This is a genomic window from Chloracidobacterium sp., from assembly GCA_015075585.1.
Lineage (GTDB): Bacteria > Acidobacteriota > Blastocatellia > Pyrinomonadales > Pyrinomonadaceae > OLB17.
Genome location: JABTUB010000001.1, coordinates 1,213,460 through 1,227,459 on the forward strand (window position 1 = coordinate 1,213,460; position 14,000 = coordinate 1,227,459).

Sequence of the window (14,000 nt, forward strand, 5' to 3'; positions counted from 1 at the left end):
ATCATAATATTGTAAACTTTAACTACGGATGTGCACAGAGGAATTTTCAGGAGAAACGCTGTTATCGGGTAATGAGAACCTGATATTGTATTTTGACGATGACGGCGAAGAGTTGTCGCCTGGTGATCGTGTCCTTGTGAATTATGAAGTTGAAGCCACGATAGGTGGGATCGAAGGTATGCGGCGGCTCGTCGGCTTTCCAAATGATGAGATCGTTCACAGTCTCGAACTCATACCTGACTAGACGGGCAGATCTCGTTTAGAACACATTCGTCACACTTTGGCTTCTTTGCAACACATATCCTCCTTCCGTGGAGCGTGATCATACTTGACCAGATAACCCAATCCTTCTTGGGCACTATCTCAACCATTTCTTTTTCAATTTTGTCACCCAGTTTTTGTTCCGAGAGACCAAGTCGTTCCGATAACCTGATGTGATGAGTGTCAACAACAATTCCTGCGGGTTTTCCAATTGCAAAGCTCAAGATCACGTTTGCGGTTTTTCGTCCTACACCGGGAAGTGTTAATAGATCGTCCATAGTTTCAGGAACATTGCCGCCAAAATCAACAACGAGTTTCTGTGACAGAGCTTTTATCGCCTTCGCTTTCTGTCTGAAAAATCCCGACAGATGAATATCTTGTTCAAGTTCCGAAGATTCGACCGAAAGGTAATCCGCTGGGCCTCTATACTTTCTGAATAAGTTCGTGGTGATCTTATTTATTGTCGTGTCTCGATTCTGGGCGGCTAGGAGCGATGCTACTAACAGTTCAAAGGGCGTTGAGTAGTCCAATTCGACGACTGGAGCTGGATAGAGTTTCTTCAGTTTCTTTGAAATTTCTGCGGTGTGTTTTTTCCTGTCTTCGACCATCATGCATCAATTATATAACTAAACTTCGCCGTTAAATGAGCGGCAGGCAAATCTTTGAGGTCCGAAATGTGGCAAACTGGCTATAAACGTGTTTCAAAAAAGCGTCCTTGCAGTGTTTGCGGCAAACCCGACTGGTGCAGTTTTACGCGAAATGAATCGATCTCATTTTGCGCTCGATCAACAACGCGATCCGACCGCATCAGCGGTCACGGCTGGGGAATTTACTATCACTTTGTTCCTGAGTACAGCACATCAAATCGGCCAAAACAAAAAGCAGACAGAAAATATCCACATCAAATTCATTCATCAGATCCGAACCTTAGAGATCGTGTCTATCGAAAATTGATTGAACTTTCTCTTGCGGCGTCAAATATTGAAATAATTTATGGCAAAGGTGGTCTGGTTGAGAGAGGAATTTCGGACATTTCTGGATATGGAAGCCTTCCGAAGAACGCAGTTGATCGGAAGATTCTAAGTGAATTGATCATAAAGGAACTCGGAATGGAATCTGCCGAGCTGATCGGAGTTCCGGGTTTTTGGAAAGATAGCAGCGGGAGAATCCGGCTTTGGAGCGAATATGATATCAATGATGATTTAATGCTGATCCCATTTGTTGGAATTGATGGAAAGATACAGGCCTGTCAAATTCGCTTTATGAGGCATGTGCCAAATAAATCAGGGCATTATGTGTGGCTGTCTTCTGCAAGCAAACCTGGCGGTTGCGGACCGGGATCGCCATTGCATCATGTTACTCCGGGATCATTCTCGAATAAATCAGTTCTTGTTACCGAAGGTGCTCTAAAGGCAGCTACTGCGCAGAATTTCCTTAGAGACATATATGTCATCGGGAACAGTGGTGTGGCGTGCTCTCATCGAGAAATAATCGAAACTGCAAGGCATAAAAAACTGGAGATCGCATTCGATATCGATAACCTTACTAATCCACATGTTGCGAGGGCACTGGCAGGACTAATTCGTTTACGTTACGAAGATCAAGCATCGTTAGCCTATCACGATGAGGTGAAGGTCATCACTTGGGATGGGTCATCCAAAGGAATTGACGAAGCTCTGCTAGCAGGCTATCAACTGAAATCCATGTCAGTTGACGAATGGCTTCATAGACTTTCGCCTAGTTGTTTCGCAGAGGCTCAACATCAGTTGTCAATGCTTCAGAAAATAAACGAGCGGCAGGCAGAGTTGTGAAGGTAAATTATGCAGCAGTGCTCTTTAGCGACAATTGAAAAGATCATCGAAATCATAGATGTTGAGCAACGAGCGATAAATAACCGAGAATTACTTGCGATATGTGCTGAAGAAGCTGATTACTTATTGACAGATCCGCACCTTTGTCACGAGATTGCCGAAGTTGCCTTGAATCTGCTGATCGTTAGAAAGTCCGGGAGACAATTACTTTCTTCAGGCGAACCGGCCAAAGCTTGCGACGAAGTTCTTCGACCTCTGCAAGAGCGACTTCCAAGCCAAACCTGGCGAAGTGCAAATCAGATAACTTATCAACAGTTTTCCACGCCGGCACAGATCGCGTACCTCTCAGCATATCTACTGAATTTGAACGAGAATGACACTGTGCTTGAGCCGTCATGCGGTACTGGCAGTCTTGCTGTTTGGGCAAAGGCAGCGGGAGCGACTGTTGTTACTAATGAAATAGATCCAAGAAGACAACAACTTACGAAACTGATCGGATTCGAGCCTACCGGACAAAATGCCGAGTTCATCGACGACCTTCTGCCTGAGAGTATTGCACCGGACGTTGTTCTGATCAACCCGCCGTTCTCATCAAGCGGTGGGCGCGTAGTTCGGAATCGTAACAAGTTCGGGCTTCGGCATGTTGAGTCCGCACTTCGGCGTCTCTCAAGCGGAGGCAAGTTTGCAGTTATCCTTGGGGATGGCGGATCACCAAAAAGTTTATCAGGCAAGCTATTCTGGGACTCGCTTTTGCCCGTCATTCGCATTGCCAGATCGATTAGTCTCCCCGGTCGCGAGTATTACCGGAACGGCACAACCGTCGGCGTGACTTTGATATTTGGTCACAAATTCTCAGTCAACGAACCGGCTAGTGATGTTCACACTGACAATCACGAGAACTTCCAAAGTGTCGAAGCAGCTTTCGACGCAATCAAATCTGAAAAGATATGAACTACCGGGAACTTCACGAAGCCGTCAAAAACGGCTCGATCATCGGCGCCGTTGATGCCAGTGGCAGGAAAACCAGATTCTTTATTTCTGACAGCGGAAGTCTGTGTCGATTCAAACCACGCAGCAGCCGACGCGGATACATTTTGCTCGAACCTGATGTGGAGCGCTTCAAGTACTTCATCAATGTTCAGCCTCCGCTGACCGGTGAAGAGAAAGCTAGAAAGGATTACCGAATTATCGAAAAGTACAAGCGGATGGCAGGCGATGCAAGTTTTACGAATCCATTCATCCGCGAGTGTCTGGCGCTGCCGGATTACCATGGGTGGAAAAATGTTCTTGTTGAGCCGAACTCATGGGAAAAGGCTAAAGAAAAGCGGCCGAAAACGCTGTACGAACTGCACATAACGACCGGAACCAATCTCGACGGCAAGGTGATCTCGTTGAACCGAGTTGCCAAAAAGTATCCGCGCGAAATCGAAGAGCTCCGCGAATGCATTCGGGCCAAGTTAGCAAGGATGATTATCACAGGTCGCTGGGCCAAGTTTGCCGGATACGACATCTCGATAGAAACCGAATACAACGCCGAGACCGGCGATTTTCGCGGTTTCTTGTCATTGGAATATGCAGGTTGCGGCAACGGTTATTATTACCTGCTCATTAACGATGAAAACTTCATCGGCTACGATGTCGATTGAATCCAATTTGCCTCCCGCCTTCAATTCAAGCTGCCAACTACGAAGAAATGTTATCAAGTTACCAACAATCCGCGGACATTCCTGCGCCTTTTTCAGGGGCGGCATCGGCCACTGTATCCGTAGAAACGAGCGAGTCGGATAAGACGGGTCATATACTGGCCTACGCACCCAGATTCGTCGCCGGCGGAGTTCAACACCCAGGAGTAATAGTTGAAACCCCGGGACTCGCTAATGTGGAACCACCATCGATAACTTACCGGCCACATCTGCCTAGCGAACTTGCTTTGAGTGGAAAACTGTCGGCAATGCAGCTTGAGAGAATTATCTATGCCGGACAGGCTCATCATCAGAGGCTCAGCGACGGAGCGCGTGCCGGTATCAGCATCGGAGACGGAACGGGTACGGGTAAAACAGCGTCGCTGGCCGGGATCGTTCTGGATAACTGGTTTCACGGGCGAAGGCGCTCTGTTTGGTTCTCGGTAAAAGCCGATCTCATTGAAGCAGTTTCGGATGAGTTTGAAAGACTCGGACTTAAACCGCCGATAAAACTGATAAACGATTTTCAGTCTGACAGCGATATCGCGTTCGGTGACGGCATACTTTTCTGTACATACCGATCACTGATTGCTCGTTCTAAAGTCGGACATCGCCGGATCGATCAAATTATTAATTGGTTGGGTAAAGACGGTGTTGTAATCTTCGACGAGGGGCATAAAGCCAAATATGCGTTTGCGGATGATCGCGGCAAGTCAACCCAAACCGGTGCGGCAGTTCTTGAGATACAAGATCCGATCCGTTTCCCGAATCTGAGAGTGGTCTATTCTTCGGCTACCTCGGCAGGTGAGATAAGACATCTTGCCTATATGTCGAGGCTCGGATTATGGGGAGAAGGCACGAATTTCCCGCTTGGTTTTGAGCAGTTCGCAGAAGAGATTGAATCCGGCGGCGTTGGTGCACTCGAAATGGTCTGCCGCGACCTGAAGGCGATGGGCCGGTACCTTTGCGGAAACCTGAGTATGGGAATCGATCCGAAGTCGGGCCTTGCCGTTGAATTTCGAGAGGTGACGCACTGGCTTACACCTGCTCAGAGACAAATGTATGACAACATGGCTCAAGGATGGCAGGAGGTATTCAAAAATATTCACCGGGCGCTTGATCTTACAAATTCCGGCAAGGCCACACGAGCTCAGGCGGTCAATCAATTTTGGGCCCAGCATCAACGATGTTTTCGGAATCTGATTACCGCATTCAAAGTGCCGACGCTCATACGGGAGATAGAAGATGCACTTGGCAGGTCAGAGTCGGTTGTCGTTTCGATTACCGGCACCGGTGAGAGCCAGACAAAGAAACAGATCGAATGGGGAGCTGATCAGGAAGAAGCAATTGACAGCCTCGATTTTAGCCCGCGTGAAACTCTGACAAGGCTTGTTGCCAGCTGCTTCCCGACCGCCTGCTTTCAGGAACGCACCAACCCATACAGCGGCACGACCGAATACATTCCTGTTCTCGATGCCGATGGAAATCAGGTCGAGAGCCGTGCGGCTTTACAGTTAAGAAGCGAACTTCTGGATAAACTCTCTATTCTTGAAGTTCCTGAACACCCGCTTGATCAGCTTGTAAATTATTTTGGAGTTGAAAATGTCTCGGAAATGACCGGCCGCAAGAAAAGGCTTATCCGAACGATGTCTGGAACCCTTGAATACAGGCCACGCCAACTTCCCGGCGTTCCGTCGAAGCTGATCAATCTGCATGAGAAGAACGCTTTTCAGAACGGCGACAAGAGAATAGCCATAATGTCCGAGGTAGCTTCAACCGGTGACAGCCTTCATGCCGGTTGTAATGTCGGGAACAAGCAGCGCCGCCTTCATATTGCCGCCGAATTGAAATGGTCAGCCGATAAGCAGATACAGGACTTTGGCCGTACGCACAGAACCGGACAGGTTGCCCCTCCCGTGTATCTTTTGGTCTTTACCGAACTTGGGGGCGAAAAACGATTTTCCGCTACCATTGCCCGCAGGCTTGGGAATATGGGGGCTCTTACCAAGGGTGATAGAAAAGCGGAAAAGGCGGGCAATCTTGATAAATACAATCTAGAATCAAAGGAAGGCCGCTCTGCACTCAATATTATTCTGTCGAACATAATGCGGGGCACAGAAGTGCCTGGTCTTGACGATGCTAAGCAGGCTGTGCGTGACATGGGGCTTACAAAAACTGTCGATGGAGTCGAAGATGTTCCGGACAGCGAGAAGACTAATATTCCAAGATTCCTGAACAGGCTCCTTTCGCTTGAAGTAGAAAGGCAGAATGCTTTGTTCGACTATTTTTACTCGACCTTTCAGGAGACGCTTGAATATTTAAAACAGCAGGGCAAGCTCGACGACGGCATGGAAGACCTCAAAGCCGTTTCAGTTAAGATCGCCGAGCCGCCGAAGGTGCTTCATAACGATGCTCTAACCGGTGCGAAAACGGTGTATTACAATCTGATCCTCAAAGTTGCGACAAAGCCGGCTGGATTCCGCGAACTTGCCTCGGACGAGATCCACCAGTTCTTTCAGCATAGAGAGAACGGTACTTTCGTTGCTGTCCGCAAGACTCTTTCGCATACCGATCCGGAAACCGGGGAAAGATACCAAATGTATTCGATCTCAAAACCCGTGGGCAGAAATCTTTCGTATATTCCTGAGCGAGAACTGAACCAAAAATACCGAGTCGTCCCCAAAACGAAAGCAGAAAAATGGTGGATCGAGGAAGAGGACAAGATCCCGGAGTTTGAACATAGAACGGTTCATTTGCTGAGCGGAGCACTGCTCCCCATCTGGAAATATCTCAAAACTTTGAGCAAAGATGCCCTCAATATTGTGAGGACAACCACGGACGACTGTATGCGGCTGGTCGGGGTAAAGATATCCGACGAATGGCTGGTGGATATACGAAGGCATTTTGGTCTGAGGTCGAAAACTCCGACAACTGCCCAAGAAGTCCTCCGAATAACTGATTTTGAGCACAACACGGTCAAACTTATCGCTGATATTGAAATTAGGACTGCACGATTTCAGGGGATGCTTCTAACCGAAGTTTGCCCGTCAACTCTCGATCAGATCAAGGAGCTGCGCGAAATAGGGCTTGTCAATATCGCCCAGCACGGCAAGCAACGATTCTTTCTGCCGCAAGATGAGCCTTCAGCAATTGCTTGCCTTGAAAAGGTCATCGAATTATATCCGCCGGATTCAAGCGAGTCTGGATTGCTGACTGAGATTGAAACGAGTCATGAGATATTTGCCAAGGATGAACCTATACAACTTCCTGAGTGGCTCATTGAACCCGATATAGATTTAGTCGCAGACTTGATTCGACAACCAGAGTTTAATTCGTTGGGCTAAATTGACCATCAATACAGGCTTCATTTCTGCAATCCTATCTTATCGAGCACAGCGGTCCAGCGCGGATCGTCGTGGAGGTTGTCGAAGAATGGCCAGACTTTTAGATACGGAACGGTGCCGCCGCCGGCATCAACCATTTTTTCGAGTTCCGCGAAAGCCGCATCTTTGTCGCCCAGTTTGGCTAAAGCCATTACACGTCCGTATCCGCCAAACTTTAACGCCAATTCTAAGTACACACGCCAAAATCCAAGATTCCCGTCAGCGTCTAAGGCCGCTTTTAGTTTCGGTTCATATTCTTTGTAAATATCAGCATTTCCGCCGTAATCAATAAGCGGATAGACATTCATTGCCTCTTTGAGCCTGTCGGCGGCGGTATAGATTGTAAATGCGTAAAAGTATGTACGTTTGAAATTCCGATCGAGTTTTCGGACTTCCTCGATGCATCGAACCGCTTCGTCGTTTCGCCGGGCGAACATATAGGCGTAGCATTTATCACCACGAACCGCCATCGAGAGCGGATCGAGTTCAATTGCCTTGTCATATTCCACAAGGCTTTCGTCGAATTTTCCTGTCAACGCGAGATATTCCGCAAGCCAGTGCCGGGCCTGCGCGTTCGACGGGTCGAGTTCCACAGCTTTTCGATATTCCTGTCCGGCAATCTCCCATTTAGGTTTCGGAGCAAGAAAAAGTTCGTTCATTCCTAACGAAGCGTGTGCCTGGCTCAATGTCGGATCGATCTCGATAGCCTTACGCAGATAAGCCGTTACGACTCTGTATCGTTCATCATTTGGCAAAGCATTTTTGCTGCCTACGCTCATTTGACCGAGAGCGTTGGCGATGCCTGTATAAGGCAATGCGAATGTCGGATCCTTGTCAATGGCTGCCTTAAATTCGTCAACTGCCTTGTCGTAATAACTGTCGCCGATCGTCTCTTCACGGCGATCCCAATAATATCTGCCACGTAAATAGTGCTGATAAGCCTCGCGGTTGCTCGCTCCGTATTTATCAAGATACTTTTGCTCTTCTTTGGAAAAGTTTACGTTGAATTCGTTCGAGATCGCGGAGCTTCTGCCGTCTCCATAGACAAAATTCCGATAGCTTACGAATATCCCAAATACCAACAGCACCAAAGCTGCCGCGATCCAATACTTGTATTCACGGAACGCGGACACTCTTGTCCGCTCTGCATCAGTTGTATCTGTAGCCGTCGTGTCTGTAGCCCGCACGTCAGTAAGGGCTTCATTTTCAGATGTTCCGTTCTTCCCGTTTTTCTCGATCTTTTTTACATCCGCGATAAAACGGTATCCCTTTTTCGGCAGGTTTTCGATGAATTTTGGATTTTTTGAGTCATCGCCGAGTGCTTTTCTTATCTGGGCGATTGACACCGAAAGGTTTGATTCTTCGACAAAAGCCCGTCCCCAAACCTTGTCTAAAAATTCTTGTTTTGTAACGATCTGTCCGGGATTTTCAACCAAATGCAGCAATACCTGAACATTGCGCAGCTTCAGATTTACCCGTTCGCCGTCGTGATACAGGGTTTCTTCATCCGCATCAAGCCTAAATTCGCAAAAGTGAAATTCGTGGGACATACAATCAATACGTTAACATATTCCCAAAATTATATCAATTTAGCCGAATTTATCTAAAATTCGGAGAAAATTCGGAGATTGTTAAGGACTTTTATTAAACAGCGCAATAACCTCGTGGAAGTGGAAACAAGTGGCAAACCTTATTCTGGTTTTGCCTGATGTTGACAAAAAAGGAGATAAAAAGATGAAGCGATATATTTTTGTAACCTTTCTGATATTGGCAATAGGAGTTCTTATCCCAGAATCGAGACATGTTGAAGCGAACAACATTTTGACAGATCCGGCATTAGCCTATTGTCCGTATAAATACGGACCGGAAAACTCCGCAAGTATTACTGGCGGGACTGTTGTGTATCAATGGGAATGTTATCCCCATTCATTGAACGATTCCGCCTACTGGACATTAAGGGCAAGGAGTGGAAATGGCGAAAGATATCGGGTAGTGATCAAAACAACATATTACGGAGAAAAGGGGACATCTAAGGAAATTATAAGAACGGTAGGAAGCGAAATGGGAACTTTCGATTCCGATTATAGCTCCAGCATACCAATGGTTACTTTTCGTCTAGCGAAAACTGATGACTAATGTCTGATGAATCAGTAGGTTCTATACACGAAAACACGGTTTTCAATATTTTAGACCTCAACAAATTTTAAGGAGAAATAGATATGAAGAAAAGCAGTTTATCGATAATCGCAACGCTAATTTGTGCCGTTGCTATTTTTGCCGTTGTAACAAAAAAATACGGCGGTTCGGCTGAAGGCACGGCGACTGTGTATCAAGTTTATGGCGGCAAAGCACTCCGCTCATTCAGTGTCAGCGCGACTGAAAAATGTTATCACGACACAGAATCGGACGCGAAAAGCCGCCTTAAATCGTCGCTCGAATCTACCGCAAAGACGCAAAGCAAATATATTGCCGGCATTGAGGAAGTTCGCGTGTCCGATATCTATTACGACATTGATACATGCAATGTTGATTAGTGACTCAGACCGCCTGTGGCTCCTCAGCCGCAGGCATCCTTATGAACTGGAGATGAAAATGAAAAAACTACTGCCAATTTTACTGATACTTCAAATCTTCTGCATCGCCTCTTTCGCGCAGGAAAGTACAGCGACATTGGATGAAACACTTAGCTGGCTGAAACAAAAGACTGTTGAATCAACGGTTCCTTCCTTTAACCCAGGTGGGGAAATGACACTAAGAAATAAGAGTGCTTTATTTGAAGGATGTTTTATGAGTTTAACGTCCGTACTAACCTATAAGGGTGATAATGTATTTCGGTCTGAGGTTTCTCTTTCGGATCTGGATGAAACATCTATAGTTGTTAAGAGCGATCGAGTAGCTTCTTCAGGGTATAAAGATCCTGTATGGACAGTGGAAACTTGGGTAAAAAACAAGGCAAGACTGGTCAAATCGGTGGATGAAAAATTCGCAGCATATCCTGAACTCCAAGATCACTATAATTCAATTGCAATCACGGGTTTTGCAGTAAAAGAAATGGCAAATAGATATTCAAAAGCTTTAAGTCATGCAATAAAGTTGTGCAAACAGAAAGAGCCTTTTTAACGGAGAAAGTTATGATGAAAAAACTACTGCCAATTTTACTGATACTTCAAATCTTCTGTATCGGCTCTTTTGCTCAGGAAAAGAAGCCGACTAAGCAGGAAACTATGGATTGGATCGCTGATAAAATGAAGTTAATTCAGGGCAGCTATACTTGGGAAAGAACTCACTATGAATATAAATCCGGGACGGTTCATTTTTGTCTCAAGTATCGGATGCCGTGGGGTGATGTGCTGCAAGAATGCTTTGATATCTCTTTGCAGAATGTACTAGAAATTTCTCCTCGTTATTATAATAAGAGCGAAAGTGGTTTTATAGTTTCCGGAAAAGATGTCATATGTCAAAATAGCGGCTGTCATAGTAAATTTTATTCTTGGTCAAATTCCTCCAGCAAAGAACAACTCGCCAGATTTGCTATAACAGATTTTTCATCGGAACCAAATCTGGAAGAAAGAATGTTCAAAGCCTTTCAAACTTTGGCTGAGTACAACAATGCCGAAAAACCGAAAGAAACATTTTGATTAAAGCTCGGCAAATATAAAAGATCGATCAAATAATTGATGTTGTCAGTAAATTTAATTTGTAAATTGTAGAGGGCGATATGGCAGAGACAGGACATGCGAGGATTTGCTGATTTGCTAAGATGAGTACTTTGTCGAAGCGTATGGTGCGTGTTTCGTCCTGTCGCGGGCAATTAAGTTGACCTTTTGCAGGCGTTACGCGAGTCGAATTTTGACTTAAGCTTTGTTAGCTATAAAGCGCGCACATCGTAGACGGAAGTGTTGACGATGTAGACAGTTTTAATAGAGTCTCACCGGCCAACGGACAGTGTCTATTTTGATCGTAACTGTTGCTATTACTTAATTTACACATCCGGAATGTATTCGCAGCATAAGCGGCACGCAAATTGAATTACATCACTTCACTGAAATATAAATCAGACGGGAGAAGTGCCAATGCAAGACCAATTTGTAATTTCGAATGCCGATACATTTTCGGATGCTTTAGAAGAGAAGATCGCCCGATTCGCCAAGGTTCCTCACTATGTCCTCATTACCGGCGAGCGCGGTACCGGCAAGACGACAATTGCCAAACGGCTGCACGAGTTGAGCGACAGACGAAATACACCATTCGTAAACCTGAATTGTGCAAGTTTTTCGGCGGAGTTGCTGGAGTCCGAGTTATTTGGATATGAGAAAGGTGCATTCACTGGAGCAACTACCCCCAAAGCAGGGCTGTTTGAGATATGCAGCGGCGGCACTCTTTTTCTGGATGAGATCGGCGAACTGTCTCATGGACTTCAGGCAAAGCTGTTGAAGGCTGTCGAAGAAAAACGAATTCGGCGGGTCGGCGGGACGAGTGAACGCAGCATCGAGGTTCGCGTGATCGCCGCCACATCGAGGGACCTTCTCGGAATGGTGCGAAACGGCGAGTTTCGACCCGACCTGTTTGACCGCCTCAATATCCTTCAACTCGAAACGATTCCGTTGCGGCATCAGAGGGAACGGATCGAAAGTCTGCTCAATGAGCAGCTTGAAAAGGAACGCACATCGGTTGGTCGGACCGAACCGTTCGTCATCGACAAAGATGCTATGCGATTCCTACAAGCATTGGAGTGGAAAGGAAACTATCGCGAATTGCGAAACTTCGCCACGCGTCTTGCAGTTGACGCTTTTGACGAAGGCTTCATCACGCTTGAAAACGTAAAAAGGTTGAGTTCAGTGGAGAATGATGCTGGAATTTCTAAGGAAAATCCTGCTGAATCAAAGCCCATTCAGTGTAACCTAATTACCATAACGCTCGATCCCGAAAAGGACGACCTAGAAACGATCTATATCAAGGCGGCAGCAACATTTATTGAACATACTTTGAAGCATTCAAACGGCAGTTTTAGAGGCGCGGCACGATCACTGGGAATTACTCATTCGACAATTTCCAGGATTCTAAAGAAGCGTCAGAACCAGATCTCAGATTTTTCTCACAATCAGCGAAACGCGTCATTTGCCGCCGCAGCTTAAAGTTACTCCTTATGGAAAAATACCTTGGGTCCGTGTCGTCACGGACTCTTTTTTGCGCTGAAAAAAAGAAGCGGATGGCAATTAAGTGGAGTGAGCAACCGATATGGAAATTCTGAATAAGGGTTCCTTTGTGCCTTTGGATAACCGGGAAAGAGTCGGGCAGATGATCTTTACGGCTAAGACATTCGCCGCCGAAATTGCAAAGAACGTAGGGTTCCAAAACAGCGGCCCGACCAATCAGCAGTTGGCACTGGAGATATGGAAAGGTTCCGAATATATGACCCGTGCGCATGAGGAAGCGACGATCAAAAATCTTTTCCTGAGTAATTTCCTGAAAGAACTTGATGAGGCAGTTCAAGAGACGAATGGAAAGCCCGTTTCGGCCTTGCCGCAGACCGCCACCACTCCTCTCGAAACAGAAACGTTGATGTCGGAGAGTACTGGAGAAATCGCCGAAGCGGGCTCGGATGACGAGTTTCTTGGCGTTGTCTCGCCCGATGAGCCGGCGATATCGGCGGTTCCTAGATCATCATACGCCGACGAATGTAAACCCGAATGTGAGGACGAGATAGTGGAAATGATAAATGGTTCTGCCGAAGAAATGCCTGGATCACAAACCGAGAACATTTCTGCTCCCGAAACGTCGCTAACAACTGCGGCAGCGACCGTAACCGCAATCGAGGCTCCACCCGTTGAGCCGAAACCGACAACTCAGACGGTAACTGTTGTTGATAGTCAACCTGCAAACATTGAACCGATCGTTTTGGTTGAAGATGAGCCGTTCAACTTTGATTCCTGCACGATAATGGCAGTGATCCAGCTTCTCCCGATCAGTGACGGTTTTCGCAGATGCGTGGTCAGCGTTCGCTCGCACAATTTCCTTCCCGTTATCAACATCGACAGGTTGACGGCCGGCCGGATAAGGGATGAGGTCAAGGTTTCGCTCGAAAAAGCCCTTATAAAGTATCGAAGCGAACTGCCTGCTCTTGCGGCTGAAAAAGTGAAAAAGGCTGCGCAGGCGAACAAGAAAGCTGCAAACAAGTCATCCGGTGGTTCAAAGACCAAGGCCGCAAACAAGACATCTGACGTATCGGGGAAACCCGCCGAATCCCAATCAAAGATTGATTCAAACGGACAAACAGGTGAAGAGGCAAAAGAACAGCGAACACTCTTTGCTCAATAGAAAATGCTATGGCTAACGAAACACAAACAACTCAAACTGCGGCGAGTGCGGCAACAGCACAAAATGGTGATCCGAATACTCCTGTGACCGATGCTAAGGCAACGATCAAGATCGAAGGCCAGAGTTTTGAGCTTGATGCGGCATTGGCACAGGACGATAAGACATTAACGGTGGTGCTGCAACCGCACTTTGCCTCGATCGAGAACGCTAACATCACACGTGAAGTGAAAGACGGGAAACTGACCGTCACTATAGTCAAAAAGGCTCAGCACAAGGGATGCAAATGAATCACGAAACGCCATTTGAGATCCTGGCGGCCGAACCTGAAACGATAAATCCGGCTATTCTTCTTGCCGATACGCTTATGAGGCGAAAAGCCGCGCACGTACTTACCGTAGAGGAGATCATCGACGCCGAAAAGGTGCTGGAAGCCGGAACCGATGAGATCTGCACGGTTGAAAGGCACAGAGATACATTTGTAAAGACTACGGCGGCATCGAGTTCACAAATTCCGGTGGGTTTCTGACCCAAAGAAGTTTATTTGT

At 46.6% G+C, this 14,000-nt stretch carries 15 protein-coding genes; 13 read left to right on the plus strand and 2 right to left on the minus strand.

What is annotated here, in order from left to right:
* Positions 1 to 28 precede the first annotated feature (28 nt).
* Complete coding sequence (locus HS105_05510; protein ID MBE7516050.1) at positions 29 to 244, plus strand: hypothetical protein; 216 nt, start codon at positions 29 to 31, stop codon at positions 242 to 244.
* On the opposite strand, the gene nth is transcribed toward HS105_05510, so the two are convergent.
* Positions 231 to 869, minus strand: a complete 639-nt coding sequence (gene nth, locus HS105_05515; GenBank protein ID MBE7516051.1) for an endonuclease III — start codon at positions 867 to 869, stop codon at positions 231 to 233. The two genes, HS105_05510 and nth, sit on opposite strands and share 14 nt — an antisense overlap.
* Before the next feature lie 66 nt (positions 870 to 935).
* On the opposite strand from nth, the gene HS105_05520 reads away from it, so the two are divergent.
* Genes HS105_05520 through HS105_05535 form a run of 4 tightly spaced genes read left to right on the plus strand, consistent with a single transcriptional unit; the run spans position 936 to position 7,098 of the window.
* Positions 936 to 2,072, plus strand: coding sequence for a hypothetical protein (locus HS105_05520; GenBank protein MBE7516052.1), 1,137 nt, complete (start codon positions 936 to 938; stop codon positions 2,070 to 2,072).
* 9 nt (positions 2,073 to 2,081) lie between these two features.
* Complete coding sequence (locus tag HS105_05525; GenBank protein MBE7516053.1) at positions 2,082 to 3,023, plus strand: methyltransferase; 942 nt, start codon at positions 2,082 to 2,084, stop codon at positions 3,021 to 3,023.
* Entirely contained in the window at positions 3,020 to 3,718 is a 699-nt protein-coding gene (locus HS105_05530) for a hypothetical protein (GenBank protein MBE7516054.1), read from the plus strand. The genes HS105_05525 and HS105_05530 overlap by 4 nt, the downstream gene beginning before the upstream one ends.
* Positions 3,715 to 7,098 carry a strawberry notch family protein gene (locus tag HS105_05535; GenBank protein ID MBE7516055.1) on the plus strand — a complete coding sequence of 1,128 codons (3,384 nt, stop codon included), beginning with the start codon at positions 3,715 to 3,717 and terminating at the stop codon, positions 7,096 to 7,098. The genes HS105_05530 and HS105_05535 overlap by 4 nt, the downstream gene beginning before the upstream one ends.
* Positions 7,099 to 7,118: 20 nt before the next feature.
* On the opposite strand, the gene HS105_05540 is transcribed toward HS105_05535, so the two are convergent.
* The gene (locus tag HS105_05540) at positions 7,119 to 8,687 is read right to left on the minus strand and encodes a winged helix-turn-helix domain-containing protein (GenBank protein MBE7516056.1); all 1,569 of its coding nucleotides are present in this window, start codon (positions 8,685 to 8,687) and stop codon (positions 7,119 to 7,121) included.
* A gap of 130 nt (positions 8,688 to 8,817) precedes the next feature.
* On the opposite strand from HS105_05540, the gene HS105_05545 reads away from it, so the two are divergent.
* The 8 genes from HS105_05545 to HS105_05580 all read left to right on the plus strand — a co-directional run bounded on the left by HS105_05545 (position 8,818) and on the right by HS105_05580 (position 13,981).
* Positions 8,818 to 9,273 (plus strand): hypothetical protein, encoded by a 456-nt coding sequence (locus tag HS105_05545; GenBank protein ID MBE7516057.1) that lies wholly within the window; start codon positions 8,818 to 8,820, stop codon positions 9,271 to 9,273.
* An 83-nt stretch (positions 9,274 to 9,356) separates the two neighbouring features.
* Positions 9,357 to 9,671 carry a hypothetical protein gene (locus HS105_05550; GenBank protein MBE7516058.1) on the plus strand — a complete coding sequence of 105 codons (315 nt, stop codon included), beginning with the start codon at positions 9,357 to 9,359 and terminating at the stop codon, positions 9,669 to 9,671.
* Between the two features lie 58 nt (positions 9,672 to 9,729).
* On the plus strand, positions 9,730 to 10,257 hold the full coding sequence (locus HS105_05555) for a hypothetical protein (GenBank protein ID MBE7516059.1): 528 nt from the start codon (positions 9,730 to 9,732) through the stop codon (positions 10,255 to 10,257).
* A gap of 11 nt (positions 10,258 to 10,268) precedes the next feature.
* Positions 10,269 to 10,775, plus strand: coding sequence for a hypothetical protein (locus HS105_05560; protein ID MBE7516060.1), 507 nt, complete (start codon positions 10,269 to 10,271; stop codon positions 10,773 to 10,775).
* Between the two features lie 435 nt (positions 10,776 to 11,210).
* Positions 11,211 to 12,272 (plus strand): sigma-54-dependent Fis family transcriptional regulator, encoded by a 1,062-nt coding sequence (locus HS105_05565; protein ID MBE7516061.1) that lies wholly within the window; start codon positions 11,211 to 11,213, stop codon positions 12,270 to 12,272.
* 103 nt (positions 12,273 to 12,375) lie between these two features.
* Complete coding sequence (locus HS105_05570; GenBank protein MBE7516062.1) at positions 12,376 to 13,455, plus strand: hypothetical protein; 1,080 nt, start codon at positions 12,376 to 12,378, stop codon at positions 13,453 to 13,455.
* A gap of 8 nt (positions 13,456 to 13,463) precedes the next feature.
* Positions 13,464 to 13,742 (plus strand): hypothetical protein, encoded by a 279-nt coding sequence (locus tag HS105_05575; GenBank protein MBE7516063.1) that lies wholly within the window; start codon positions 13,464 to 13,466, stop codon positions 13,740 to 13,742.
* Complete coding sequence (locus HS105_05580; protein MBE7516064.1) at positions 13,739 to 13,981, plus strand: hypothetical protein; 243 nt, start codon at positions 13,739 to 13,741, stop codon at positions 13,979 to 13,981. The genes HS105_05575 and HS105_05580 overlap by 4 nt, the downstream gene beginning before the upstream one ends.
* Positions 13,982 to 14,000: the final 19 nt, after the last annotated feature.